Below are 26,024 nucleotides of genomic sequence, written 5' to 3' on the forward strand. Positions count from 1 at the left end.
GCGGACCACGCAGTGACGACGGAGGTAAGGCCGCATAATGTCCAACTTCCCGTTCCTCTCGGTGCTGACCGTGGCGCCGCTGGTCGGCGCGCTGGTCGTGGCCGTCCTGCCGCGCCGCCGGCCGGAGCTGGCCAAGCAGGTGGCCTTCGGGTGGTCGCTGCTGGTGCTCGCCCTGTCCGTGGTCATGTGGCTGGCCTTCAAGACCGGCGGTGAGCGGCTCCAGTTCCGCGAGTCGTACACCTGGATCCCGCAGTGGGACGCCCGGTTCACCTTCGCCGCCGACGGCATCGCCCTGGTGATGCTGATGCTGATCGCGGTGCTGGTGCCGCTGGTCATCCTCGCGTCCTGGCACGACGCCGAGTCGTCGAAGCGCTCGATCCCGGTCTACTTCGCCCTGCTGCTCGTCCTCGAATCCACGATGATCGGCGTCTTCGCCGCCGCCGACGTCTTCCTGTTCTACGTGTTCTTCGAGGTCATGCTGGTGCCGATGTACTTCCTGATCGGCAGCTACGGCGGCCACCAGCGACAGTACGCGGCCGTGAAGTTCTTCCTCTACTCGCTGGTCGGCGGCCTGTTCATGCTGGCCGCCGTGATCGGCCTGTGGGTCGTCGGCGGGAAGACCTTCGACTGGCAGGCGCTCACCCAGATCGACATCTCCACCGGCACCGAGCGCTGGCTGTTCCTCGGCTTCTTCCTCGCCTTCGCGATCAAGGCGCCGTTCTTCCCGTTCCACACCTGGCTGCCGGACGCCGGTGGGGCCGCCCCCGCCGGGGCCGCCGCGCTGCTCGTCGGCGTGCTGGACAAGGTCGGCACGTTCGGGATCCTGCGCTACTGCCTGCCGCTGTTCCCGGAGGCGTCGAAGTGGTTCGCCCCGTACGCGCTCGCGCTCGGGGTGATCGGCATCATCTACGCCGCGCTGCTGGCGGTCGGCCAGAACGACCTGAAGCGGCTGGTGTCGTACACCTCGATCGCGCACTTCGGGTTCATCGGGGTCGGCATCTTCGCCTTCACCACGCAGGCCGGCACGGGCGCGGTGCTCTACATGCTCAACCACGGCCTCGCCACCGGCCTGCTCTTCCTGGTGGTGGGCATGCTGGTGGCCCGGCGCGGCTCGGCCCTGATCAGCGACTTCGGCGGCGCGGGCAAGCTGGTGCCGCTGCTGGCCGGGGTGCTCTTCTTCGCCGGCCTGGCCTCGCTGGCCCTGCCCGGCACCGCGCCGTTCGTCTCCGAGTTCCTGGTGCTGATCGGCACCTTCACGGTGAACAAGCCGGTCGCGGTGATCGCCACGCTCGGCATCATCCTGGCCGCCGCGTACGTGCTGTGGATGGTGCAGCGGACGACCCAGGGCACCCTCAACCCGGCCCTGACCGAGGTCGAGCCGATGCGCCGCGACCTCAACCTGCGCGAGAAGTTCGTGGTCGCGCCGCTGATCGCGCTGATCGTGCTGCTCGGCTTCTATCCCAAGCCGGTCACCGATGTCATCAACCCCGCCGTCCGGGCCACCATGGAGGACGTCGGCAGGACCGATCCGGCCCCTGAGGTCGGCGGTGTCGTGCAGGAGGCCGCAAAGTGACCGAGCTCAAGCTGCCGTCGATCGACTACGCGGCGCTCGCTCCGATCCTGATCATGCTGGGCGCCGCCCTGCTGGGCGTGCTGGTCGAGGCCTTCGTGCCCCGCAAGCGCCGCCACCTCGTCCAGCTCTCGCTGGGGCTGCTCGCGGTGCTCGCCGCGCTGGTGATGGTGATCTTCAACGCCGACGACCGGCTGATCACCGCCGGCGGGGCGCTCGCCGTGGACGGGCCGACCCTGTTCCTCCAGGGCGCGATCCTGGTCCTCGCCGCCATGTCGCTGCTGCTCATGGGCGAGCGCTCGGTGGAGCGGGGCGGGGCGTTCGTCGCCCAGGCCGCCGTCACCGCCGAGTCGGCCGAGGACCGGCGGCAGGCCGAGGGCAGCAACGGGGCCACCGAGGTCTACCCGCTGGCCAGCTTCGCCATCGGCGGCATGCTGATCTTCGTGGCGGCGAACGACCTGCTGACCATGTTCATCGCCCTGGAGGTCTTCTCCCTGCCGCTCTACCTGCTCTGCGCGCTGGCCCGTCGCCGGCGGCTGCTGAGCCAGGAGGCGGCGATGAAGTACTTCTTGCTCGGCGCGTACGCCTCGGCGTTCTTCCTGTTCGGCGTGGCTTTGGTCTACGGCTTCACCTCCGGCATCCCGGGCCGCCCGGCCGGCGTCGACTTCGCCACCATCCACGCGGCGGTCACCGAGTCCCCGGCGAGCCAGGTGCTGCTCTTCGCCGGCATGGCGCTGCTCGCCATCGGCCTGCTGTTCAAGGCCGCCGCCGCCCCGTTCCACGTGTGGACGCCCGACGTCTACCAGGGCGCCCCGACGCCGGTCACCGGCTTCATGGCGGCCTGCACGAAGGTCGCCGCGTTCGGCGCCCTGCTGCGGGTCTTCCACGTGGCGTTCGCCGGGGCGGCGTGGGACTTCACCCCGGTCCTCGGCGCGGTGGCGGTGCTCACCATGCTGGTCGGCGCGGTGCTGGCGGTCACCCAGACCGACATCAAGCGGCTGCTGGCCTACTCGTCGATCGCCAACGCGGGCTACCTGCTGGTCGGGGTGCTCGCACCGAGCCGGGACGGGCTCGCCGGCACGATGTTCTACCTGGCCGCGTACGGCTTCTCGGTGCTGGCCGCCTTCGCGGTGGTGACCCTGGTCCGCGACGCCGACGGGGAGGCCACCCACCTGTCCCGCTGGGCGGGGCTGGGGAAGCGGTCGCCGTTCTTCGCGGCGATCTTCACCTTCATCCTGCTGGCCTTCGCCGGCATCCCGCTCACCAGCGGCTTCATGAGCAAGTTCGCCGTCTTCGCCCCGGCCCTCGACGCCGACCAGGCGTGGCTGGTGGTGGCCGGCGTGCTGACGAGCATGGTGCTCGCGTTCCCGTACCTGCGGGTCGTGGTCATGATGTGGCTGTCCGAGCCGGGGGAGTCCACCCCGACGGTGATGGTGCCGGGCGGGCTGACCTCGGCGGCGCTCATGATCGGCGTGCTGGCCACGCTGGTGCTGGGCGTCGTGCCGGGCCCGCTGCTCGACCTCGCCAACGGCGCCGCCGAATTCGTGCGATGACCGACGTTTCCCCGCGACGGGGCCGGTACGCGACAGCGTGCCGGCCCCGTCGCCGCATCCCCGCCCCGGAGCAGGTCGAACGGGTGTGGCATGGTGGATAGCGTGGTGAATCCGGCTGGCGAGCGTTCAGGTGCCACCGGCTCCGCTCGGCGGGGTCGGGAGAGCACGGGTCAGTTCGGCGCGCTCGGCCTGCACCTGGCCGATGCCCGCGTCGAGGCGTCCGTGTTGGGCCTGCTGGAGTCCGTCGAGGCGGAGCTGCGGGCCACCGTGACGAGCGCCGACCCGCTGGTGACCGAGGCCGCCCGGCACCTGGTGGACGCCGGCGGCAAGCGGTTCCGCCCGCTGCTGGTCGCGCTGGGGGCCCAGTTCGGCGATCCGGCCGACCCGCGGGTCGTCTCCGCCGCCGTGGTGATGGAGCTCACCCACCTGGCGACGCTCTACCACGACGACGTTATGGACGAGGCCGCCGTGCGGCGGGGCGCCCCGAGCGCCAACTCCCGCTGGACGAACTCGGTGGCGATCCTGGTCGGCGACTACCTCTTCGCCCGCGCCGCGGACCTCTCGGCCGATCTGGGGCCGGAGGCGGTGCGGTTGCAGGCGCGCACGTTCGCCCGCCTGGTGCACGGTCAGATCGCCGAGACGGTCGGCCCCCGGGACGGGCAGGACCCGGTGACCCACTACCTCGGCGTGATCGCCGAGAAGACCGGCTCGCTGATCGCCACCTCGGCCCGCTTCGGCGGCCTGTTCTCCGGGGCGTCCGCCGCGCACACCGAGGCCCTGGCAGGCTACGGCGAGACGATCGGCGTCGCCTTCCAGCTCTCCGACGACCTGCTCGACATCGCCAGCGAGTCGGTGCAGTCGGGCAAGACCCCCGGCACCGACCTGCGGGAGGGCGTGCCTACCCTGCCGGTGCTCTACGCGCTCGCCTCCGACGACTCCGACGCCGCCTCGGTGCGGCTGCGGGAGATCCTGGCCACCGGCCCGCTCGTCGACGACGCCCTGCACGCCGAGGCCCTCGGCCTGCTCCGCGAGTCCCCGGCGCTCAAGCGCGCCCGGGAGACCGTCCGCAGCTACGCCGAGGAGGCCCGGGAGCAGCTCGCGCTGCTGCCGGAGACGCCGTCGCGCCGCGCGCTGGAGTCCCTCTGCGACTACATCGCCGACCGCACCGGCTGAGGCCTCCCGAGCCTTCGGTACGGGTTCCGCGAACCCTTCGTGAGTCCGACTCGGACAACTCACCGTGTCGCTCGGCGCACTGACCGTTTAGGATGATCTGGCAGCGTCGACCCGAACAGGCATTTCGCCGGACGCCTGGATTTCATATGGTGTAAGTCCCCCGGCGGCGGAGGTGGTTGTGCGCGACCCCTTGGCGGAACCTTCGGACCTCATCCGGAGTGTCTCCCGCGCGCTACGCGTGCTCGAATCGGTCGGTCGCGCCCCGAAGGGGCTGACCGTCAAGCAGATCGCGCGGCGCTGCGAGCTGACCGTGGCCACCACCTACCACCTGGTCCGCACGCTGGCCTACGAGGGCTACGTGATCCGCCGGGAGGACGGCACGTACATCGTGGGCCTGGAGATCGCCGACCGGTACCGCGAGCTGGTCACCGCGTTCCGCGGGCCCGCAGCGGTCGGCGAGTGCCTGCGCCGCGCCGCCCTGGACACCGGCTACAGCCACTATCTCGGGCGCTTCGTCGGCGGCCAGGTGGCCGTCACCGCCGTGGCCGAGGGGCACCGCTCCCCGCACCTGGAGGACCTGGTCCCCGGGTTCGACGAGGGCGCGCACGCGACCGCGCTCGGCAAGGCGCTGCTGGCCACCCTCACCGCCGAGCAGCGCTTCCGCTACCTGCGGGAATACGGCATGCGCCCGTTCACCAACGCCACCCTCACCACCCCCGAGGCGTTCGAGGCGGACGTGGCGGCCGGCGACCGCCGGGGCATGCAGCTGGAGCTGGGGCAGTTCCGGCAGGGCGTCGCGTGCGCCGCCGTGCTGGTCGTCCCCGACAAGGACATGGAACGCCGGATGGTGCTGGCCTGCTCGTTGCCGGCCAGCGAGATGATGACCTCCGCCCGGGTGGTCCGGGCCAAGCTGCTCACCGCCGCCCGCGCCATCGCCGACGCCGTCGCCGCCGAGAACTGACCCCGCAGCCACCGGGAGCCGAGGCCCGGGGACCGGGAGCCGAGGACCGGCGGCCGGAAGCCGGGGCCGGGGAACCCGGAAGCAGGGACGACGACGGGCCCCCGCCCTGGTGGGGAGGGGGCCCGCCGCGACGCCCAGCGGGTCAGCTGCCGATCGGGCCGCCGTCCAGCCGCCAGGTGACCACCACGCCGGGCTTGGCGTAGTCGCCGTCGGGCCAGGTCGACGCCGGGTTCTCCACGGTCGCCCCGGTGATCTCACCCGGGTGCTGCACCGCCACGAACACCGAGCGGTTGTCGTCGGTGATGAACGGGCCGCAGGTCTCCGCGCCCAGCGGCACCGTGAGGAACTGCTTGAGGTGCCCCCGCTCCGGCCCCTCCACGGCGGTGGCGAACAGGCCGTCGTTGCTGCCCAGCGCGTTGCCGTCGGTGGAGATCCAGAGGTTGCCGGTGGCGTCGAAGGCGACGTTGTCCGGGCAGGAGATCGGGGAGACCTTCGCCTTGTCGTACCCGGCGAAGTGGGTCGACGGGTCCGTCGGGTCGCCGCAGACGATCGGCAGCGACCAGGCGAACGTCTCGGCGGCGTTGTTGTTGCCGTCCTCGACCAGCTCCAGGATCTGCCCGTGCTTGTTGAGGTTGCGCGGGTTGACCTCGTCGGCGGGGGCCTTGCCCGCCTTGCCGCGGTCGGTGTTGTTGGTCAGCGCCACGTACACCTTGCCGGTCAGCCGGCTCGGCTCGACGTCCTCCGGGCGGTCCATCTTGGTCGCGCCGACCTTGTCGCCGGCCAGCCGGGTGAAGGTGAGCACGTCCGCGGCGGTCATCCCGTCGACGTACGAGCGGGTGCCGCTGACCAGCTTGATCCAGCGGCCCCGGCCGTTGAACGCCCCGTCGGCGGGGAGCTTGCCGGAGCCGTCGATCTCGGCCGCCGAGTTGCCTTCGAGCTGCGCCACGTAGAGGGTGCCCGACTCCAGCAGGGTCAGGTTGTGCTTGCGGGCCACCCACGAGTCGCCGGCCATGAACTTCTTGTCCGAGACGAACTTGTAGAGGTAGTCGAACCGCTCGTCGTCGCCCATGTAGGCCACCACGTGCCCGCTGCGGGCGACGATGACGTTCGCGCCCTCGTGCTTGAACCGGCCGAGCGCCGTGTGCTTGCGCGGCCGGCTCTCCGGGTCGAACGGGTCGATCTCGACGACCCAGCCGAAGCGGTGCGCCTCGTACGGGTTCTTCGCCAGGTCGAAGCGCTCGTCGGCGCGGTCCCACTTGCGGTTGCCGCTCGGGTAGCGCTCGGTGGTGTTGATGCCGTAGCGGGCCAGCTTCGGCTTCAGCTCCTCCGGCGCGGCGTCCCCGCCGACGAAGTACTGGTTGAAGTTCTCCTCGCCGGAGAGCACCGTGCCCCACGGGGTGACGCCGCCCGCGCAGTTGTTCAGTGTGCCGACCACCGTCCGGCCCTTCGGGTCGGCGGCGGTGCGCAGCCACGCCGAGCCGGCGGCCGGGCCGGTCAGCTCGAACTTCGTGGCCAGCGCGGTGACCCGCCGGTTGTACGGCCGCCGGCCGCCGGATACCGGCCGCCACTGCCCGGTGCCGTCGACCCGCTCCAGCTCGACCACGGACATGCCGTGCGCTGCCATGGCGACCTTCACCTGCTCGACGGTGAGCGCGTCGAGGCTGGTGAAGCCGGGGAACATCAGGTCCTCGTTGGTGTACTCGTGGTTGACCACGAGCAGCGCCCGGCGGCCCCGCTTGTCCAGCGGCAGCACGCCGACAAAGTCGTTGTTGTAGCCGAACTGCTTGGCCTGCTTCGCGGCGGTCTGCGCGTGCACGTCGAACTCCGGCGCGCCCGGCACCACCGGGTCGCCCCAGCGGATCACGACACTGTGGTCGTACCCGTTGGGCACGACCAGGGTGTCGAGCTTGTTCGGCGGGATCGGCCGGAAGGTCAGCGCGCCGCTGCCCACCCCGCCGGCCGGGCGGCCGAACCCGGCGGCCTCCGGCACGACCGGCGTGGCCGGCGCGGCGGACGCCGCCCCGGCGCCGGCCAGCGCCCCGGCGGCCGCGCCGCCGAAGCCCAGGACGAGCGCACCGACCGCGCCGGCCCGGACCACGCCGCGCCGGGACACCTCGGCGTCCACGATGTCGCCCAGGTACGGGTTGTCGGAGGTGTTGGGCACCGGGTGGTCACAGGCGTTGCCGCACCGGTAGAGACAGGTCATGGCGTCACGGCTGCCGTGGCGGGTGGCGCCCAGCAGGGGGAGCAGCCGAGGTCGGTCGCTCATCGGGAGGTGCCTCCAAGGAAGTCGGTGCACGCCGGGGTCGACCCTCCGACGTGCGTACCCGGCGGACGCTAGGAGGGCGCGGTGAGCGCGGGTCGGCCCGAACATGAACCGGATGTGAACACCTGCGCCTGACCTCCCCGTCGACCTGCGGATGAACCGATCGGCGACACCGCACGTACTGTCGGGCGAACGCATCGCTGGACGCGTTCGACAGCGGGAGCCGCTGGACTCCGGCGACAGCGAGGAGGTCGTCATCAGCGACCACGACGCCCAACTGCTGCGCGCGCTGCACGACGAGCATGCCGACGCGCTCTACGCGCACGCCCTGCGGCTGGTCAACGGCGACCGGACCCGGGCCGAGGACCTGGTGCAGGAGACCCTGCTGCGGGCCTGGCGGCACCCGGAGTCGCTCGACCCGACGCGCGGATCGGTGCGGGCGTGGCTGTTCACCACGGCCCGCAACCTGGCCATCGACGCGTGGCGGCGGCGGTCCACGAGGGTCGGCGAGATCTACACCGACGAGCTGCCCGAGCCCCCGGAGACGATCGACGAGGCGGAACGCGCGGTGGAGGCGTGGACGGTCGCCGAGGCGCTGAACCGGCTCAGCCCGACCCACCGCGAGGTGCTCATCGAGTGCTTCTACCAGGGGCGTTCGGTGTCCGAGGCGGCGGTCCGGCTGGGCGTGCCACCGGGCACCGTCAAGTCCCGCACCCACTACGCGCTGCGCTCCCTGCGGTTGGCGCTGGCCGAGATGGGGGTGACGGGATGACCCGCTGCGAGTTCGCGCACGACGACGGCGCGTACGTCCTGGGCGCGCTCGCCCCGGCCGACCGGGCCGCCTACGAGCGGCACCTCGCCGGCTGCGCCTCCTGCCGGGACGCGGTCGCCGAGATCGCCGTGCTTCCCGGGCTGCTCGGTCGGCTCGACCCGGCCGGGCTGGAGCAGTTCCTGGAGCCGCCCGCCGAGGTCTCCCGGGTGCCCGCGCTGCTCGACGCCGCCCGCCGCCGCCGACGCCGCGAGCGGTCGGCCGCCCGCCGCCGGTACGCGCTGACCGCGTTGGCCGCCGCCGTCCTGGCGCTGTTCGCCGGGTTCGGCGCGGCCACCCTCCGGCCCCCCGTCGAGATCACCCCGACGCCCACCCCGCAGATCGCGCTGGCGTCCATGCGGCCGATCGCCGGCACGGTGCCGGTGCACGCCGAGGTGGGGCTGACCGGCACGCCGTGGGGCACCGAGGTCACCATGCGCTGCGGCTACGACCGGCGGGCCGGGCACCGCGAGGCGTACACCTTCCGGCTGGTGGCGCACGGCCCGGACGGCGCGACGGAGCAGATCGGCTCCTGGCTGGCCGCCCCCGGCGACGAGCTGAGCCTGACCGCCACCACCCACTTCACCGACGGCGAGCTGGTCCGGCTGGAGCTGCTGCGCGCCGACGGCACCCCGGTCCTCGCCTACGACGCCCGCTGAGCCCGCCTGGGCTCCGCTGGGCGGGGCGGTGCCCCTGCGGGGGCCGTGATCGTGGGCGGGGCCGTGATCGTGCGCGGGGCTGTGACTGTGCGCGGGGCTGTGATCGTGGGCGTTGCTCGCCTTGGCGATGTTGCGGCGCGTAGTTGTCCTACCCGACCGGACACCACCCGGATTCACCCCTTTGCTCTGCACCCGGATACGCAACGGTCACCCCACGCAACCGGCCGCCGGGCCGCCCGGGCAGGAGTGATCTCCCGTCGGTGCTGCCGGCGGTGCGTGCTGCGTGGGTGGGTGCAGAGCAAAGGGGGCGCGAGGTCCGTCGTGTGGTCGGACAGTGGTGACCGACGGTCAGTCCGGTGGGCTGCCGCGCTCGGCACCGCATCCCGTCACGGAAAGCGACGGGCCGCGGCTGCGCACTCAGGGGCCCGTCGTCCCCTGTCCCACCGGCGTCGGCGCGAGCGGCCGGGTCGTGGCGGGGCTGCGGGAGCGCCGGGAGTTGCGGGCGTGGCGGAGGGCGTCGGCGGTGAAGGTCAGCAGCGCCAGCCAGACCAGCGCGAAGCCGGCGAGCCGGGCCGGCGGCATCGGCTCGTGGAAGATCAGCACCCCGCAGCCGAGCTGGAGGATCGGGGCGAGGTACTGGAGCATGCCCAGCGCCGTCAGCGACAGCCGGTTCGCGGCGCCCGCGAAGAGCAGCAGCGGGGTCGCGGTGGCCGCGCCGGCCAGCACCAGCAGCGCGGTGTGCCCGGCCGAGACGTGGCCGAAGGCCAGGCCACCGTCGGCGGCAAGCCAGCCGAGATAGCCGAGGGCCGGCAGGGCGAGCACCGCCGACTCCACGAAGAGCCCCTCCGCCGCCGGCAGCCCGAGGCGCTTCTTGACCAGCCCGTACGCGGCGAAGCTGACGGCCAGGGTGAGCGCGAGCCAGGGCAACCGGCCGTAGTCGACGGTGAGCACGGCCACCGCCGCCGTGCCGATGCCCAGCGCCAGCCACTGCCCGGGGCGCAGCCGCTCCCGCAGCACGGTCACCCCGAGCAGCACCGACACCAGCGGGGTGATGAAGTAGCCGAGGGCCGTCTCCACCACCCGCGCCGAGTTCACGCCGTAGATGTAGGTGCCCCAGTTGACCGCGATGAGCGCGGCGGCCACGCCGATGCCGGCCAGCGCCCGGGGGCGACGCGCCAACCGCCGCAGGAAGCCCACGTTGCGCAGCGCGGCGAGCAGCAGCGCGACGAAGAGCACCGACCAGACGATCCGGTGCGCCAGGATCTCCAGCGGGCCGGCCGGCTGGAGCGCCCTGAGGTAGAGCGGGAAGAACCCCCAGAGCAGGTACGCGCCGATGCCGTAGAGGTAGCCGAGGCGCAGCGGGTTCACGCCTGCCCCCGCCCGTCGTACTGCATCCAGCGGTCCGGCTCGACCAGGGCGAAGCCGATCTTCGCGTAGACCCCGTGCGCGTCGGAGGTGGCCAGCACGATCCGGCGTACGCCGATCGTGGCCAGGTGGTCACGGACCGCGCCGGCCAGCCAGGTGCCCAGCCCGACCCCCCGGGCCGCCCGGTCCACGTAGACGTCGCAGAGCCAGGCGAACGTCGCGCGGTCGGTCACCACCCGGGCCACCGCCACCTGCCGGCCGTCACCGGGGCGGTACACGCCGTACGGCAGCGAGCCGGCGAACGCCCGCCCGACGGTCTCCCGGTCCCGCCCCAACGCCCAGTACGCGTCGGTGGAGAGCCAGTGGTGCACGAGGTCGAGGTCGAGGCGGGCGGGGTCGGTGCTGAGCTGGTGGCCGTCGTCGCGGGTCAGGGTGAACACCCTGCGACGCTAGCCTGCCCGCCCGGCCCCGCGCGCCGTGAATCCGCCCACGCCGCCCGGGCCGGGACCGCCCCGGCCCGGCCTCAGTCGCGGTCGAGGGCCGCGCCCAGCAGCCAGGTCACGACGCCGACGAACAACGCGCCGAGCACCGCCTCCGGCCAGAACCCGTCCACGTGGAACGGCAGCCCGGCCTCGCCCGCGATCCAGCTCGTCAACAGGAAGAGCAGACCGTTGACCACCAGGGCGATCAGCCCCAGGGTCAGCAGGTAGAAGCCGCAGCCCACGGTCTTGACGATCGGCTGGAGCACCGCGTTGACGACCCCGAAGATGACCGCGACGAGGAGCAGCGTGACGATCGCCTCGACGGCCGAACCCGTGTCGAGCGTGATGCCCGGGATGACCAGGGTGGCCAGCCAGAAGGCCACCGCCGTGCTGCCCAGCCGGATCAGAAGACCCTTCAGGAAACCCATGGTCACGGATGGTGCCATGGACCCGCCACCGGCGGAACCCGCCGTCGGTCCCGCCCGACCCGTCAACCCCGGTCGGGGCGGCCGATCAGTTGCGACTCGATGGGGGTCGGCGACAGCAGCGCCCAGCGCAGCGCCCGGCGGTTCACCACCGCCACCATGTCCTCCCGGATGCGGGTCAGCCAGTCGGCCGAGCCGCCGAGGCCGAGCGCGGCGCCGGCCAGGGCGGCCTCGGCGGGGCGCAACGGTTGCAGCACGACCAGGTCGGCCCGGCCCAGCTGGTCGACGTCGGACGCGGTGAGGCCGTCCCGGACCACCAGGGTGGAGCGCCAGGCCGGCCCGGGACCGGCGTCGGCGGGCACCGGGCCCGCGTCCACCACGAGCAGCACCGGCCGCAGCGCCGAGCCGGCCACCGCGTCCGTCGCGCGGCCCGGCGGCAGCACCGGGATCGGCCCGTCGGGCGTGGCGACGCCCCGGACGAACGGCTCCCACGCCCGGGGCCGGGTCGTCTGGACCGCCACCCGGGCACCCAGCGCCAGCGCCCGCAGGACCAGCAGTTGCGCCGCGCGCACCCCGCCGACCAGCATCAACCGGGTGCCCTCCGGCCGGAACAGCCGGACCGTCACCGCCGCCCCGCGCCGGTTCGCGCCGACCATCAGCCCCGCGTCGCCGACCGGCAGCTCCAACCCGTCGAGGACCGCCGGGTCGGCCGCCGCGCCCGGAACGGCGAGGGCGAGGGGCAGCGTGCCCGCCAACGCGGGAAGCTGCTGGCCGTCGAGCCGGTCGAGCTCCGCGCCCGCGCCGCCGGCCAGCCGCCGCAACGCCTGCGTCGCCGCCGTCAGCCCGGCCGGGGTCCAGGCGGCCAGGCGTACGGTCAGCTCGGCCGGCACGGTCGCGCCGCCGGCACCGGCGCGCGGCCCCACGCAGAGCGAGACCGTGGTCGCGGCGGCCGGCAGGGTGAGCAGCCGGGGCACCAGCAGCCGCCCCGCGTCGGTGGTCGGGTCCGGCCCGCGCCGCACCCGGAAGGTGGTCTGGAGCAGCTCCCCCGTCCGCACGGCCGGCCAGGTCTCCACCAGCGGCCCGCCGCCGTCGTGGTGGGCCAGTTCGGCGAGTACGCGGGGCGCGGCGTGCTCGCCGAGCGGGCGGGCGGTCACCGGCCCCAGCCGGCGCACGATCCGCCGGACCACCCCGGACAGGGCGGCGCGCAGGTCCGCGTCGGTCCACCCGTCCACCCGGAGCACCCGCACCGCCAGCAGCACCGAGTCGCGCCCGGCCAGCAGCCCGTCGGTGAGCTGCCGGTACGACGTCGCCACCGTGCTCCCCCCGACCGCGACGGCCGGCGCGGGCGAGCCGCCGAACAGGAGCTGGAGCCGCACCGGGGGCAGCTCCGGGGAGACCGGCGGCAGCAGCGTCGACGGCGGGGGCAGCGCCCCCGGCCCGTCGCCGAGCAGGTCGCCCGGGTCGCCGACCTCCAGCACGGCGGTCAGGCCCTCCGCGTCGTCGACCACGGCCGCCGGACGGCCGGCCAGCTCCGCCGCGCGGATCACCACGCCGGGGTCGAGCAGCTCCAGCAGCGCGCCCGGGCCGTTGGCCGACGCCAGGGCCCGCCGGCGGGACAGGTGGCCGGCGGCGACGCCCAGCCAGGAGAACAGCCAGCGCCCCCGCACCCGGACCCAGGTGGCGGCCAGCAGTGCGGCGGCCACCGCGACGACGGCCATGGTCACGCCCACGCCCCGGCCGATCCCGGCGGCGGCCAGCGCCACCGCCGCCTGCGTGGCGACCACCTGACCGGCCCGCACCCCGGCCGGACCCCGCCGGGTGGCGGCCGGAATCCACCGCGGGGGCAACGGCTGCCGGTGCGCCGGCTGGACCGGGGCCGTGGTCGTGCTGGCCGTCACCGCGCCTCCTCAACGCCCGCCCGGAACGCCGCCGTGACCCGGGGCGTGACCGTGGGCGGTTCCGCAGCGTCATCGTATGGCTCCGCCCCGCCATCGCGGGAGCCGTGGTTGTCCACAGGGGAGCCGGGCGGGGTAGCAGAACCGCCACCGGGCCGCTACCGTCAGCGACGAGCCGGCTGACCCCATCCCGCCCCGGCGTCGCCGCCGGGACAGGCGGGCGGCGCGTCCGCCGCGGGCGCGTCCGACGGCCAGCCACGATCGAGGAGACGAGGTGACGTCCGGGTGTCCCAGACCCAGGCAGAAGCCGCGGTGTTGCAGCAGACCGCCGCGAAGTTCGAGCAGGTTGACCAGTCCCTCCAGGCCATGCTGACCAGCCTGCTGGCCGAGCTGGAGGTGTTGCAGCAGGCCTGGCGGGGGGCCGGCGGGCGCTCGTTCGAGCAGGTGAAGCGGCAGTGGTCGCAGGACCAGGCGGCGTTGCAGCGGGCCCTGCGGGAGACCGCCACCGCCATCCGCACCGCCGGCCAGCAGTACGACGTGTCCGACAACGAAGCCGCCAGCCGGGTCGCCGGCACCAACCGCGGCATCCAACTGCCGCTGTAGCACCTCCCGGAAAGGGGATCATCCGATGGACCATGGCGTTCTGGTCGTCAACTTCGCCGCCCTCCAGCAGGCGGGTGCCGACATCCAGCGGGCGCTGAACACGCTGGACAGCCAGCTCGGCCAGCTCGAACGCGACGCCGCCCCGCTGGTGGCGAGCTGGGACGGCGAGGCCCGGCAGGCCTACGAGCAGCGGCAGGCCCGGTGGCGTTCCGCCTCCCAGGACCTCCAGGCGATGCTGCGCGACATCAAGCTGGCGGTCCACGACTCCGCGTCCGACTACCTCGACACCGAGAAGCGGAACGTCAACCTGTTCCAGTGAGCGGCTGCGGCCCGCCGCGGCGTTCGGCGGCTCTGGCGTTCTGGCGTTCGGCAGGGCCGCCGAACGCCGCCACCGCAGGTGGTCAGGCCGCCGGCCGCCAGCGGCGGCGGCCGCCCCGGGGCAGCACCACCGCCAGCAGCGCCGTGCCCGCCACGGCCGCCCCGGCGACGGCCGCGACGACCACCGCCCGGTCCCGGGCCGCCGCCCGCCGGGCCTGGCGGGCGGCCAGCGCCGGATCGGCCTCGCCCGCCGCTAGGGCCACGGCCCGGCGAGCCGGCCCCTGCGGGCCCGCCCCGGTCTCGGTGACCGCCCGGTAGGGGTTGAGCACGCCCGCGCCGTACCCGTCGCCGTACCCGTCGCCGGGCGCGGGGTCGACCGTGGCGAGAATCTGCCGCGTCACCTGCGCGGCCGTCAGCTCCGGCCGATACTGCCGGACGAGAGCGGCGGTGGCCGCCACGAACGGGGCGGCGTAGCTGGTGCCCTCGGCCCGCCGGTGGCCCTGTCCCGGGGCGGCCATCAGCACCTCGCCGCCCGGGGCGACCAGGTCGACGTACGGGCCGGTCTGCGAGAAGTCGGCCCGCCGCCCGTCGGGGCCGATCGCGCCCACCCCCAGCACCCCGTCGTACGCGGCCGGGTACGGTCGCGGGTCGCCGCCGTCGTGCAGGTTGCCGGCGGCGGCCACCACGACCACGTCCCGCGCGACGGCGTAGCCGACCGCCGCCCGGACGGCCGGGTCGTCGGTGTAGAGCACGACGGAGAGGTTCACCACGTCGGCCCCGTGGTCGACCGCCCAGCGGATCGCCCGGGCGAAGTCGACGGCGCTGACCGTGCGCCCCGACTCCCGCCCCTCGACCACCTGCTGCTCGCTGACGCGTACCGGAAGGATGCGGGCACCCGGCGCGAGGCCCTGGAACGCGACGCCGACGCGGGGCTCGGCCGCGATGATGCTCGCCACACCGGTGCCGTGCCCGGCGCAGTCGCCGCTGCCGTCGCCGCCCGGGTCGAGGAAGTCCGCCCCGGCGTCGACCCGCCCGGCCAGTTGCGGGTGCCGGCGGTCCACCCCCGAGTCGATCACCCCGACGGTGACGCCGGCCCCGCTGGCCAGCGCGGCGAGCCGCTGCGGGGCATACCGCCGCTGCGGCCACGGGGTCTCCGCGACGGGCCGGTCCGGGGTCGGCGGGGTGGCGCAGCCGGGGGCCGCGCGATGCGCGCCGGCCGCCTGCGCCGGGGCGGCGGGGAACGCGGACAGCAGGGCCACGGCCGCTGCGGCGAGGGCCGGACGCGCGGTGGGCCGGGGCATCACGCCTCCGTATCGTGTCGGCTTCGAAACCGGATGTTATCCGCATCCGGATTGTCCGGCGGGGCGTCCCCGGCCAGCCATTGTGATCTTGTTACCACCTTGTAGGTTGTACGCGATGGCTATGGCCTGATGGCGGGAGGAGAGGTGGCCGTGACCGACTGGGAGCCGGCTACCGAGGCCGAAGCGGCGATGCGGGACGCCCTCCGCGCCAACGACCAGGAGCTCTACTTCCGGATCCTGGCCCGCACCGACCTGCTGCTGCCGGTCTCCGCGGAGGCGCTGGCCGGGCAGGTCCCGATGGGGTGGGGCACCTGGACCACCGGCGGCCGCACACACGTGCTGGCCTTCACGTCGCCCGCCGCGCTGCGGGCCTGCCTCGGCGGCAGCCCGGCGCCCAGCCGGCGCAGCGCATACGCCGACCTCGCCGCCGAGTGGCCCAACCACGAGTGGTGGCTGGCGGTCAACCCGGGCCTGCCCATCGAGGGCTACCTGCCGGCCTGGTTCGTCTCCCAGCTCTCCCGGGGCGACGTGCGGCTGCCGGGCCGCACCCTCGGCGCGCGCGCCCGCCTGGACCGCGTCGAGTCCGCCGCGAAGGCCCGCGCCACGGCGGTGGTCCCCGGCCGGGACGCGCCAGTGTCGCCCGCGCCCGGCACGGCGGCCGGTGGCCCGCTGCCGGGCGCGCCGGCCACCGTCCCCGCGGACGCCGCCGGCACGCCCACCACCCGGCTCACCGTCCCGGCGGCGGCCCCGCCCCGCCCGCCCGGGGCCGACGCGCCCCCGGCCCCGCCGCGCCCGGACGGGCCGGGCGGTGGCCGCGCCCGTGACGCCGCGGCCTCCGCCGCGACCGGCGGCGAGCCCGCGCCGGGCGGCTCGGCGTGGCTGAACGTCCCCCGGCGGCGGCCGCCGGCGGACGCCCCGCCGAGCGAGGCGACGCCGGCCGGCAACGGCCCGCCCGCCGCCCCGCCGGGGCCACCCGGCCAGCCCACCTCCTTCTTCGAACCGGCTTCCGGCCGCAGCCGGGCGGCGCGGGTGCTCGGCGACCCCCGCCGTCCCGCCGAGCGCCCGGCCCCGCAGTCCCGGGGCTTCGGCGGCGGCCAGGCGTTCCCCCGGCGACGCCCCGCGCCGGACCCGCTCGCCGAGCAACCGACCCAGCCCTTCCGTCCCGCCCCCGCCCCCGCCCCCGCCCCCGAGCCGCCGACGGTGCCGATCTCCCGGGCCGGGGCGGCACCGCCGGCGTCGCCGGCCGAGGCGTCCGGCCCCGCTGCGGCCCACGACGAGCCGACCCGCCTCCTGCGGCCCGGCGGCGCGGTGCCGCCCCGGCCGTCGCCGGCGGAGGAGCCGACCCGGGCCTTCCGGGCCGTGCCGCCGGCCGACGAGCCGACCCGTCCCCTCGCGGCGGCCACCGGCGCCGGTGCGCCGGCCGGCCTCTTCGGCCGGGCGGGTGGCGCGGACGAGCCGACCCGTCCCATCGGCCCGACCGGTGCCGGTGCGGCGCAGGGGCCACCGCGTCGAGGCACCGCGCCGGGGGCCGAGCGGGGCTTCGTGCGTCCCCGCCCCGGGGCGGCCGACGAGGAGCCGACCCGGCCCCTGGCGGAGCGTCCCGGCCCCGCTCCGGTGGACGAACTGGTCGAGGAGGTGACCGCCTCGATCGCGGAGCCGGTCTCCGGGCCGCCCGCGCCCCGCCCGTCCTTCTCGCCGATCGTCATCGAGGGCACGATCATCGAGGCGCGGGACCTGCCCGCCCCGGACCCGGCCGCTGCCCCGGACCCGGTCGCCGCGCCGGACGCCACGGTCGCGCTGGACACGACGGTGTCGCCGGACCTGACGGTTCCGCTGGGCACGACCGCTGTGCCGGACGCGACGGTTCCGCTCGGGACGACGGTCTCGCCGGACGCGACCGTCTCGTTGGGCACGACGGTGCCGCCGGACGCGACCGTCTCGTTGGGCACGACGGTGCCGCTCGGCTCGACCGGTGCGCCGGACGCGACGGTTCCCCTCGGCACGACCGTTCCGACCGAACCGACCGTCGCGCTGGGCACGACCGTTCCGACCGAGTCGGTCCCCGATCCGGTCGGCGCGGACCCGTCCGTCGCCGCGCCCCCCGCCGAACCCGTGACCGCGCCCGGCAGCCTGGCCGGCTCCGCAGCCGCCGCGCCCGTCGGCGTCGCCGACGCGGAGGCGACGGTGTCGCTGTTCACCCCGGCGAGGCGACCCGCGTCCGACGCGTCGGCCGGGTCCCTCTTCCAGCCGGGAATCCCCGGCGATCCGGCACCGGCCGCGCCTGACCTGCCGACGCCGACCGACGCGCCCGAGCCGGCGGCCGACACGCCCGCATCGGCCGGCGTGTCCGAGCCGGCCGACGGGTCCGTGCTGGCCGGTGATGCCGTCGTCGATCCGCAGCCGGACCCGGACCCGGAGCCGGCGCCGGCGGCGCCGCCCGCCCCCGACTTCCAGCCGGCCAACGAGGTCGAGGAGGACCTGCTCGCCGCCGCCGGCACCGGCAGCACCGACACGTTCCTCTCCACCCTGCTGCTGGCCCGGGTGCTGCTCCCGGTGGCACCCGACTCGGCCGACGGCAGCCGACCCGGCGAGCCGGGCTTCGTCTGGCGGACCGAGCGGCTCGACGGCGAGCGGTACGTCGTCGTCTACACCTCTCCGGAGCGGATGGCCGACCACGCCGACGGTCCGGTGGAGACCGTGTCGGTCAAGTTCGCCCAGCTCATCCGCCGCTGGCCCGACGACGCCTGGTCGTTCGCGGTGAACCCGAACACGCCGGTGGGCGCGAAGCTGCCCGGGGAGCAGATCGTCGCGCTGGCGAACTGGGCGGCCGACGTGGGGCTCGGCGACGACGTCGAGAGCGAACCGGAGCCGCCACCGGCGGCCGAGGCGGCGGCCGGCGCGTCCCGACAGACGCCGCCGCCAGTCGACCCGAACCAGCCGGTGGTGATGCAGAAGGCCGTCGCACCCAGCCAGCTCTCCTACTACCTGGAGCGCGGCTACGACCGGGTCTCCGGCTTCGTGCACCGCGCCAGCGAGCTGGCCCACCTGAACACCCCGGCCAAGCTGCACGACGCGCTCGGCCTGAGCCACCCGGGCTCGCCGTTCTCGCGGGACGCGCAGGAGATCTACGTCCTGCGCTGGCCCGCCCACCGGCCGAGCCTCTACCGCATCCCGTACGGCGGCCAGAACGAGGGCGCCATGCGGGCCATGGAGGGGTGGGTGATCGAGCGCCCGCCGTTCCGGGGCAACGGCTTCGCACCGGGGGACAGCAGCGACGTGGTGGCCGAGTTCAAGGTGGACAGCGCCCGGCTGCCGCACGGCGCGCAGCTCTGGCGGATCGGGGCGGACGGCACCGAACGGGTGGTCGCGACCCTGGACACGGACGCGCTGCTGTGGCGTCGGGCCGGTGACGGCTGATGCGCGACGGCTACGTGGCCCGCTGGCGGGGCCGGGAATACCAGGCCAGCCCCGACGGCGACGACGTGCGGCTCTACCAGCCCGAGCCCGGCGAGGGGTTCGAGGAGATCCGCCCCGGCCGCTACGTGCGGGTGCTGCCGGCGTCCGAGGTGGAGGGACTGGCGTACGTGCGGACCACCTGCACGTGGCAGGGCCAGCCGTTCATCGTCCTCGCCGAGCACGACGGCTGGCTGCGGGTGGAATACACGGGTGGCCGGTGGCCGGTGGCGCAGGCGATGGGGCTGGAGGTCTTCGACTTCGGGGTCTATCAGGGCTGGGCCCCGGCCGGCGCGGTCGCCGACCTGCGGGAGCAGCGGCTCTGACCCGCCGGGCGGCCGGGCCGCGACCCGGGGTCGGGGCGGGACCTCCTCAGGACTTCGCCCAGCGCAGGATCTCGCCGAGCACCACGTCCCGCGCCTCGACGTGCGGGAAGTGGCCCACGTCGTCCAGCAGCCGCCACTCGTAGGGGGCCGTCACGTAGCGGCCGGAGCCCTGGGCGGTGCGCGGCAGGGACGCGACGTCCAGTGCGCCGTGCAGTTGCAGTGTCGGGGTGACCAGGGGCTTCTGCATCAGCCGCACGAACCGGTAGCCGTGCAGCCGCAGCACCGAGCGGAACGCCCAGCGGTAGCCCTCCAGCGCGCAGAACGCGGCCTGCGGGATGCGCATCGCCTCCCGGCAGCGCCGGGCGTACGCGTCGAAGTCGGGGCCGTCGACCCAGCGGGGGCCGCCCCAGCGGCGCAGCATCTCCTCGACCGCGGCCGCGTCGTCGCGGGTGAGCACGTGCTCGTAGCGGGGAAGCTGGAACTTCAGGGCCGGGGTGGCGGCGGCGAACTGGCCGCGCGGGTCGGCGAAGATCGCGGCCCGCAGTCGCAGGGGGTGGGGCGCGCCGAGCACGACGAGCCGGCGGACCAGCGACGGGTGGAACGAGGCGGCGGTCCAGCCGATGAGCCCGCCGGCGCCGGTGCCGACGACGGTGGCGGACCGCTCGCCGAGTCCCCGGATCAGGCCGGCGACGTCGGCGGCGAGGGTGTAGCCGTCGTACCCCCGGGGCGGCTTGTCGCTGGCCCCGTAGCCGCGCAGGTCGACCGCGACGGCCCGGAAGCCGGCGTCGGCGACGGCCGGCAGCACGTCGTGCCAGGCCCACCAGTGCTCGGGGAAGCCGTGCAGGAGGAGCACCATCGGGCCGGTGCCGGCCTCGACGACGTGGAAGCGGCTGCCGTTGGCCCCGACGAACCGGTGCGTCCACGGCCCCTCGGTCAGGACGCAGGACTCGTCGACGGCCCCGCCGCGCTGCTCGGTCATGGCCCCAGCCTAGGACCCCCGGGCACCGGGGCGGAAAGGGCGATGCCCGGGCAGGTGGCCTGCCCGGGCATCGCGGTGGAGCGGTCGATCAGCGCGTGCTGATCAATGGATCAGCGTGTGCTGATCAGCGGATCAGGAGAAGCGGACCTTGATCGAGGTGCCGTTCTGCTCCAGCACCTTGATCTTGGTGCCGGTGGCCGGGACCTTGACGCCGTGGTTCGGCAGCTCCGGGAACCAGTACTGCTTGGTGTCGTCGAACAGCGGCTGCGCGGCCTGACCCCGGACGTACTGGGCCTGCCCGTTGATGTGCAGCGTGAACGAGTCCGCCTTCTTCGTGCTGAACGGCGCGTCGTACACCTGGACGCGGGCCCGCCACGGGTTGCCGGTCAGGTTGTAGAGCGGCTCCGGACGCGAGTCGATGATCATGTTGCGACCCTCGCCCGGGTGCTCGAACGTGTCGTTGTCCGCGAACCGGAGGTTCCAGTACGAGATCAGCAGGCCCTCCTGGTACGCGTAGTGGTCCACGTAGTCCGGGCGGGTGTTGCCGTAGCCGAAGTAGTACGGGCCGGTCTTGAGGTACTGGTCGTACGAGACGTACGACCGGTGGCCGGCGATGTAGTAGTTGTCGAAGAGCCGGGTGTAGGTCGCCTCGACGATGCTCCAGCCCTTGGCCGCCCAGTCGCCGGTGCCGCTCTCGGCGCCGTCGCTGGACAGCGTCTGGCCGTCGGCGGTCACGGTGATGTTGTCACCGAAGAACCCGCCCTCGGCCACGCCACCGTCGGTGATGTAGTGGAACCGGAACTGGATGCTCTTGCCGGTCAGGGCGTTGAGCGGGATGTTGATGTCGGTCCACGCGCCGTTGCTGCTGCCGCTGAGGCCCGGGGTCGGGTCGCTGCCGGACACCGGCGGGATCGGCTTGCCGTTCACGGTGCCGGGCAGCGCGTTCCAGGTGGTGCCGCCGTCGGTCGACGCCTCGAAGAAGAGGTAGTCGTAGCCGGACTCGATGTCGAACCGGCCCTTGAGCGACAGGGCCGCCGAGGTCTTCCCGGTCAGGTCGATCGTCCTGGTCAGGGTGTTGTCCAGGTCGTCGTCGTTACCGGAGAAGAACTGCTTGCTGCCCTCGAACGGCGCGCCGTAGTCGAAGGTGTACTCCCGCTGCGGGAGGACCACCACGGCGGCCTGCGGCTTGGCCGTGTTGTATTCCTGTGGACCGAGCTCCAGGGTCTTCTTCTGGCCGGCCTTGACCACCTCGTAGTCGAGCCAGCCGAGCTGGAGCTTGTTCCAGGCGCCGAGGTCGCCGCCGCGCTCGCCGATGCCGGCGTCGTTCTTGGCGCCGAGCCGGCTCTGGGCCATCAGGGTCCAGTGCTCGTTGTTGTTGTCGCCGCCGTTGAGGTTGTTGTAGTCGTCCGGCAGGCCCAGGTCGTGAGCGTACTCGTGGTAGAAGACGCTCCGGCCGCCGTTCTCCGGCTGGATCGTGTAGTCGCGGATCCAGACGCCGGTGTTGCCGATCTGGGTGCCGCCGATCGGGAAGTTCGCCGGGCCGGTGCGCGAGGTGTTGTACGCCGACCAGCGGTGGCTCCAGATGGCGTCCTCACCCTGGTGCGGGTCGCCGTCGGCCTGGTCGCCGCCGGAGTGGACGATCTGGAAGTGGTCGATGTAGCCGTCCGGCTCGTTGAAGTCGCCGTCGCCGTCGTAGTCGAACCGGTCCCACTGGTCGTAGGACTGCATGTCGGCCTTGATCTGGGCGTCGGTGCGACCCTTGGCCTTCTGGTCGGCGACCCACTGGTTGGCGGCGTCGCGGACCAGGTCCCAGGTGTTCTGGCAGATGTTGTCCGCGCAGACCGCCGGGTCGTTGGCCGGGTTGCTGGTGTCGTCGTCCGCGATCGGGTCGTCGGAGCGGCCGTAGCGGGCCGCGTTGTACTTGACCTTCACCCAGTCGGTGACCATGCCGTCGACGCTGTAGCGCCCGGACGACTGGGCCTCGTAGTACTGCTTGAGCGACTCGTCGCCCTGCCCGGTGCCGAAGTACAGCTTGCGGAAGTAGTCCGCGCTGTAGTCGGCCTGCCAGACGGTCGAGTTGTCCACCGACCGGTTGGGGGCGGGGATCTCGTTGTGCAGCGGCCCCTTGAAGGTGGTCGGCCCGGCGATGTTCGGGTTGATGTCCTTGTCCGGGTACGCGGGGTCCCGCTCGTCGCCGAACTCGGCGAGGATGACGAAGATCTTGTCGGTGCGCTCCCGGGCCAGCTCGACGTACTGGTCCTTCTGGCCCTTCTTGGCGCTGCGCGCGCCGGCCGCGGTGGCCGTGCCGCCGGCGGTCTTGCCGACCTTGACGACGGTGCTGCCGTTGATCTTCTGGGCCTTGGCCCGGCCGGAGAGGACCTCGCTGAGGCCCTCCTGGCGGAGCGCGCGCCGCTTGTCCTCGAACTTGTCCGGCAGATCGTGATCCGCTGGGGCCTTCTCGGCGGCCGACGGGGCGGCCGTCGGGACCTTCGCGGTCGGCGCCGCGTTGGCGGTGGTGGCAACCACCAGGCCCGTCGCCGTCAACGAAAGCCCGAGCAGACCCACTGCGACTTTCCGCACGTGGTACCTCCGGTGTGAGGGAACCGGCCCAACGATGGTCGGAGCCGGTGAGTCGTCCCGACTGTGGGACCAATGGTGAACATAGAGTCTCCCGGGACGGGTGGGAAGATGCGTGCGTCGATTTGTTGCAAACTTTTGGTGGGAACGCTTTTCACCGTCACACCGATCGCCTCCGCCGGCCGGCTGAGCAGCGCGGACGCCCGACGGTGAATTGCAGCGACGAATCTCGATGGGTATGGCCCGACAAATGCGGAAGGGGCCGGTGGCGTCGCCGCCGCCGGCCCCTCCGCTGATCTTCCGATCAGTTACCGCCCGTCGTCACGGGGTCGCCGCGGTCACCTTCACCGTGGCGACCGCGTTGTTCCACGCGGTCTTCTTCACCGTCAGCGAGACCCCGTAGGCGGCGCTCGCGTCACCGGGGTTGCCGGTGCCCAGGACGATCGCCCCGCCACCCAGGGTGACCCCGTAGTACGAGGGCGCCGGGGTGCCGTCCGGGTTGACCACCCGGGTGGTGTAGGGCACGTTGCCGCGCGACGGCAGCACCACGGAGGCGTCGCTGTCCCGCGCGTACGGCGAGCCGTCCCGGATCTCGATGCCCGGGTACCAGCCCTTGGAGTCGGTGAACTGCGGCACCGCCGGCTGCGCCGGGAAGCTCGTGCAGTACTCGCTGTACGGCTCGTCCGCCGCCTCCAGGCACTCCTTGAAGGAGTACGTCTTCTTCAGGCCGAACGCCGCGTTCGACGACTGGGGCCGGCTGGGCAGGTTGTCCAGCACCGACGGGTCCTTCTCGGCCGCCGTGCCCTGCCGCCGCAGCGGGTCGAAGTGCGAGTCGACGATCAGCAGGCCACCCTTGGCGCCGTAGCTCGGCAGGGCGGTCAGCTGGCCGGTGACGTGGTTGACGTCGCCCAGCGCCGTGTCGCGGTACCAGACCAGCATGCCCGGGGCGTTGTAGGAGATCCGGTCGACCTTCCACGCCTCGTGCGAGTACACCGTGTCGTACGCGTACTTCAGGCCCTTGTCGAAGCCGTCGAAGTTACGCCACTCGGCCAGGTAGTAGTGCGCCCGGACCTCGGTGCCCGAGTTGGTCTTCCAACCCGCGCCGGTGGTGTCGGTGAAGCTGCCGCCGGTCGCGGTCCAGCCGTTCGCGCCGCCCTCGACGTCGTCGCTCCAGGTGGTCGCGCCGCCGCCGGTGACCGAGAAGTCGTCGGCGAACCAGCCGCGCTCCACGAACGCCTCGTCGGTGGCCTGCCGCAGCCGCAGCTGCACGGTCTGCCCCGCGTACGCCGACAGGTCGACGTAGTCGTGCCGCCAGCCGCCGGACGAGCCGGTCAGGCCGTACTTCTTGCCGCCGAAGTCGGCCATCCGACCGTTCGGGTCGGCGTAGTTGTCCGGCGTGGTGACCACGGCGCCGTCCGCGTCGTAGACCTTCTGCTCGGACCAGGTCGCCCCGCCGTCGGTGGAGAGCTCGACGAAGCCGTAGTCCCAGTCCTCCTCGATGATGTAGTTGTTCCACATCCAGAACTTGGCGTCGGCGGCCGAGGGGACGCTCACCGAGCGGCTCAGCTTGACGTCCGCCCAGTTCTGGTCGGCGCCGCTGTGCCACATGTTCGACCCGCTGTGCGGGGTGGCCAGGGTGATCACCTTGTCCGGCAGGTCCACCTTGATGCCGTCGGCCGTGCCGACCGGCGTGCGGGAGGTCTGCCCGAGCTTGATGGTGCGCGGGGCGGAACCGGGGGCGACCGTCACCGGGTCGGCCCAGCCGAGCACCCACTTGTCCCAGATGCCCATGTGGGTGGGGAGCGCCTGGAAGATCTCGCCGCTGTGCGACCCGGAGGCCATCAGGTCCCAGAAGTCCACGTCGGAGTCGGCGTTGCCGGACGTGTCGTAGAGGTCCGGCAGGCCCAGGTCGTGCCCGTACTCGTGGGCGAAGACGCCGACGCCGGCGTCCTCCGGCTGCACGATGTAGTTCGACACCTTGAGCTGCGTGCCGGGGATGGTGTAGCCGCCCGGAACGGTCGAGGAGTGCGCCCACACCGCGTACACGCCCTCGGCGCCGCCGCCGCGGGACTTGCCCTGGCCGGCGTGCACCAGCACCAGGTGGTCGATCACGCCGTCGGGCTCGAAGAGGTTGCCGTCGCCGTCGCGGTCGCTCTGGTCCTCGATGTCGTAGTCGGCCCACGGGAAGCTCGGGTCCATGGCCGCCAGCGCGTCGATCGCGTCGGTGGCCAGCCGGCCCGCCCCGGCCGGGTTGTCCGGGTGGCCGTTCATCGCCTGCTCACGCCCGGCGACCCAGTTGCCGTTCTCGTCCTGGAAGCAGCGCGACGCCGCGTACCAGCCCTCCGAGTGCGGCACGGTGATCCACGGGCTGGCCTGCCCGTCCACCGTGTACGCGCCCTTGGACATCTCCAGGTACATGTTGTGCATGGTCCGGCCGGCGAGGCTGATGCCCTTCTTGCCGTCCGGGCCCTTGAGGTCCTTGCGGACCCGCTCGGTGATGCCCGTCTTCGTGTAGAGCATCTTGTTGTAGTGGGCCGGGGAGAAGTCCGGCACCCACATCGAGTTGTTGTCCTTGTGCGGCAGGCTCGCCGGGTTCGGGATGTTGTTGTGCTTCGGCCCGTTCTGCACCGTGCCGGGGACGCACGTCCGGTCCTCGAAGACCGTCTTCGGCACCATCGTGCCGGTGAAGTCGTCGTTGGCCTGGTCGTTGAACTCCACCAGCAGGGTGAGCAGCTTCGCCTTCTGGGTGGTCGGGGCCTTCTTGATCCACCGGGGGCTCTTGCCGGAGCGGATCGACTGGGCCTCCAGCTTCGCCAGTTGCTTGGCGGTCGTCGGGTTGCCCGCGGCGTACTTGCGGTCGTAGGCCCGGGCCTCGTCCGCCGCCGTGGTGTACACGCCGTCGGCGCCCTTGACCTCCTTGCCGGCGGTGTCCGGCTGCACCTCGGGCTCGGCGTAGTTGATGTAGTGCTCGTCCGCCCCGATCGTGGCAGGAGCCGGGCCGGACGTCTGGGCCGACGCAGTCCCCGTCACGGTCAGTGACGTGGCCGCGAGGGCGATGGCGGGCAGCGCGACGAGTAGGCGTCGGCGTGACCGTCGTTGCGGAATCATGTGCATGCCGCTCCGTTTCTCGGGCATGGGCGTGGAGCCGGCCGGCGCGCACGGCAGAGACATCCGTCGAACCGACCGATGCGGCTGAACCTAAAGGAGAAACAACCCTTCCGACAGGGGGTGGCCTCCCCTGTGTCCGTTCAGTTGGTGCCCCCCAACCGACCGACCGACACCCCGCGGTCACGCACCGTCCGCGCGCACA

At 73.6% G+C, this 26,024-nt stretch carries 19 protein-coding genes; 10 read left to right on the forward strand and 9 right to left on the reverse strand.

All coding sequences use genetic code 11. The features are described from left to right. Positions 1-37 precede the first annotated feature (37 nt). The 4 genes from O7628_RS14345 (at position 38) to O7628_RS14360 (ending at position 5,257) form a co-directional block, all read left to right on the forward strand. On the forward strand, positions 38-1,573 hold the full coding sequence (locus tag O7628_RS14345; RefSeq protein WP_278131026.1) for an NADH-quinone oxidoreductase subunit M: 1,536 nt from the start codon (positions 38-40) through the stop codon (positions 1,571-1,573). Then, positions 1,570-3,123, forward strand: coding sequence for an NADH-quinone oxidoreductase subunit NuoN (nuoN, locus tag O7628_RS14350; RefSeq protein ID WP_074475425.1), 1,554 nt, complete (start codon positions 1,570-1,572; stop codon positions 3,121-3,123). The genes O7628_RS14345 and nuoN overlap by 4 nt, the downstream gene beginning before the upstream one ends. A 90-nt stretch (positions 3,124-3,213) precedes the next feature. Beyond that, a complete protein-coding gene (locus O7628_RS14355; protein WP_074475424.1) occupies positions 3,214-4,296 on the forward strand; it encodes a polyprenyl synthetase family protein in 1,083 nt (360 codons plus the stop codon). A gap of 178 nt (positions 4,297-4,474) precedes the next feature. Beyond that, the gene (locus O7628_RS14360) at positions 4,475-5,257 is read left to right on the forward strand and encodes an IclR family transcriptional regulator C-terminal domain-containing protein (protein WP_074475423.1); all 783 of its coding nucleotides are present in this window, start codon (positions 4,475-4,477) and stop codon (positions 5,255-5,257) included. 142 nt (positions 5,258-5,399) lie between these two features. Here O7628_RS14360 and O7628_RS14365 read toward each other — a convergent pair whose 3' ends face one another. Next, on the reverse strand, positions 5,400-7,526 hold the full coding sequence (locus O7628_RS14365) for a PhoX family phosphatase (RefSeq protein ID WP_278131030.1): 2,127 nt from the start codon (positions 7,524-7,526) through the stop codon (positions 5,400-5,402). A gap of 274 nt (positions 7,527-7,800) precedes the next feature. Between O7628_RS14365 and O7628_RS14370 the strand changes: the two genes are divergently transcribed. Together O7628_RS14370 and O7628_RS14375 are read left to right on the forward strand one after the other, a co-directional pair. After that, positions 7,801-8,295 (forward strand): sigma-70 family RNA polymerase sigma factor, encoded by a 495-nt coding sequence (locus O7628_RS14370; RefSeq protein ID WP_229406618.1) that lies wholly within the window; start codon positions 7,801-7,803, stop codon positions 8,293-8,295. After that, complete coding sequence (locus tag O7628_RS14375) at positions 8,292-8,990, forward strand: zf-HC2 domain-containing protein (RefSeq protein ID WP_178062982.1); 699 nt, start codon at positions 8,292-8,294, stop codon at positions 8,988-8,990. Before O7628_RS14370 ends, O7628_RS14375 begins: the two co-directional genes overlap by 4 nt. Positions 8,991-9,407: 417 nt before the next feature. Here O7628_RS14375 and rarD read toward each other — a convergent pair whose 3' ends face one another. The 4 genes from rarD to eccE all read right to left on the reverse strand — a co-directional run bounded on the left by rarD (position 9,408) and on the right by eccE (position 13,160). Continuing rightward, on the reverse strand, positions 9,408-10,358 hold the full coding sequence (gene rarD / locus O7628_RS14380) for an EamA family transporter RarD (protein WP_278131031.1): 951 nt from the start codon (positions 10,356-10,358) through the stop codon (positions 9,408-9,410). Next, entirely contained in the window at positions 10,355-10,795 is a 441-nt protein-coding gene (locus O7628_RS14385; protein WP_278131033.1) for a GNAT family N-acetyltransferase, read from the reverse strand. Before O7628_RS14385 ends, rarD begins: the two co-directional genes overlap by 4 nt. Before the next feature lie 83 nt (positions 10,796-10,878). Beyond that, positions 10,879-11,265 (reverse strand): phage holin family protein, encoded by a 387-nt coding sequence (locus tag O7628_RS14390; protein WP_278131036.1) that lies wholly within the window; start codon positions 11,263-11,265, stop codon positions 10,879-10,881. A 62-nt stretch (positions 11,266-11,327) separates the two neighbouring features. Then, positions 11,328-13,160, reverse strand: coding sequence for a type VII secretion protein EccE (eccE, locus tag O7628_RS14395; protein WP_278131038.1), 1,833 nt, complete (start codon positions 13,158-13,160; stop codon positions 11,328-11,330). Positions 13,161-13,442: 282 nt separating this feature from the next. Here eccE and O7628_RS14400 point away from each other — a divergent pair, with 282 nt between their 5' ends. Further along, complete coding sequence (locus O7628_RS14400) at positions 13,443-13,760, forward strand: WXG100 family type VII secretion target (RefSeq protein ID WP_074475416.1); 318 nt, start codon at positions 13,443-13,445, stop codon at positions 13,758-13,760. Between the two features lie 25 nt (positions 13,761-13,785). Beyond that, positions 13,786-14,079, forward strand: a complete 294-nt coding sequence (locus tag O7628_RS14405) for a WXG100 family type VII secretion target (RefSeq protein ID WP_074475415.1) — start codon at positions 13,786-13,788, stop codon at positions 14,077-14,079. Positions 14,080-14,161: 82 nt separating this feature from the next. Here the strand turns inward: O7628_RS14405 and mycP are convergent, their stop codons facing one another. Further along, a complete protein-coding gene (mycP, locus tag O7628_RS14410; RefSeq protein WP_278131040.1) occupies positions 14,162-15,379 on the reverse strand; it encodes a type VII secretion-associated serine protease mycosin in 1,218 nt (405 codons plus the stop codon). Positions 15,380-15,529: 150 nt separating this feature from the next. On the opposite strand from mycP, the gene O7628_RS14415 reads away from it, so the two are divergent. Beyond that, positions 15,530-18,796, forward strand: a complete 3,267-nt coding sequence (locus tag O7628_RS14415) for an SseB family protein (protein ID WP_278131042.1) — start codon at positions 15,530-15,532, stop codon at positions 18,794-18,796. Further along, entirely contained in the window at positions 18,793-19,158 is a 366-nt protein-coding gene (locus O7628_RS14420; RefSeq protein WP_074475731.1) for a hypothetical protein, read from the forward strand. Before O7628_RS14415 ends, O7628_RS14420 begins: the two co-directional genes overlap by 4 nt. Positions 19,159-19,204: 46 nt before the next feature. On the opposite strand, the gene O7628_RS14425 is transcribed toward O7628_RS14420, so the two are convergent. The 3 genes from O7628_RS14425 to O7628_RS14435 form a co-directional block, all read right to left on the reverse strand. After that, positions 19,205-20,137 carry an alpha/beta hydrolase gene (locus tag O7628_RS14425; RefSeq protein ID WP_043961451.1) on the reverse strand — a complete coding sequence of 311 codons (933 nt, stop codon included), beginning with the start codon at positions 20,135-20,137 and terminating at the stop codon, positions 19,205-19,207. A gap of 132 nt (positions 20,138-20,269) precedes the next feature. Further along, entirely contained in the window at positions 20,270-22,702 is a 2,433-nt protein-coding gene (locus O7628_RS14430) for an immune inhibitor A domain-containing protein (protein WP_278136311.1), read from the reverse strand. A gap of 333 nt (positions 22,703-23,035) precedes the next feature. Then, positions 23,036-25,828 carry an immune inhibitor A domain-containing protein gene (locus O7628_RS14435; protein ID WP_278131046.1) on the reverse strand — a complete coding sequence of 931 codons (2,793 nt, stop codon included), beginning with the start codon at positions 25,826-25,828 and terminating at the stop codon, positions 23,036-23,038. Between the last annotated feature and the right edge of the window lie 196 nt (positions 25,829-26,024).

Source organism: Micromonospora sp. WMMD956 (genome assembly GCF_029626125.1).
Classification (GTDB): Bacteria; Actinomycetota; Actinomycetes; order Mycobacteriales; family Micromonosporaceae; genus Micromonospora; species Micromonospora carbonacea.

Coding starts and splice junctions, on each gene's coding strand:
- O7628_RS14355 (WP_074475424.1), top strand. CDS start 3,214: ATGGTGGATAGCGTGGTGAATCCGGCTGGCGAGCGTTCAGGTGCCACC.
- O7628_RS14435 (WP_278131046.1), bottom strand. CDS start 25,828: ATGCACATGATTCCGCAACGACGGTCACGCCGACGCCTACTCGTCGCG.
- O7628_RS14390 (WP_278131036.1), bottom strand. CDS start 11,265: ATGGGTTTCCTGAAGGGTCTTCTGATCCGGCTGGGCAGCACGGCGGTG.
- O7628_RS14345 (WP_278131026.1), top strand. CDS start 38: ATGTCCAACTTCCCGTTCCTCTCGGTGCTGACCGTGGCGCCGCTGGTC.
- O7628_RS14375 (WP_178062982.1), top strand. CDS start 8,292: ATGACCCGCTGCGAGTTCGCGCACGACGACGGCGCGTACGTCCTGGGC.
- mycP (WP_278131040.1), bottom strand. CDS start 15,379: ATGCCCCGGCCCACCGCGCGTCCGGCCCTCGCCGCAGCGGCCGTGGCC.
- O7628_RS14405 (WP_074475415.1), top strand. CDS start 13,786: ATGGACCATGGCGTTCTGGTCGTCAACTTCGCCGCCCTCCAGCAGGCG.
- O7628_RS14425 (WP_043961451.1), bottom strand. CDS start 20,137: ATGACCGAGCAGCGCGGCGGGGCCGTCGACGAGTCCTGCGTCCTGACC.
- O7628_RS14365 (WP_278131030.1), bottom strand. CDS start 7,526: ATGAGCGACCGACCTCGGCTGCTCCCCCTGCTGGGCGCCACCCGCCAC.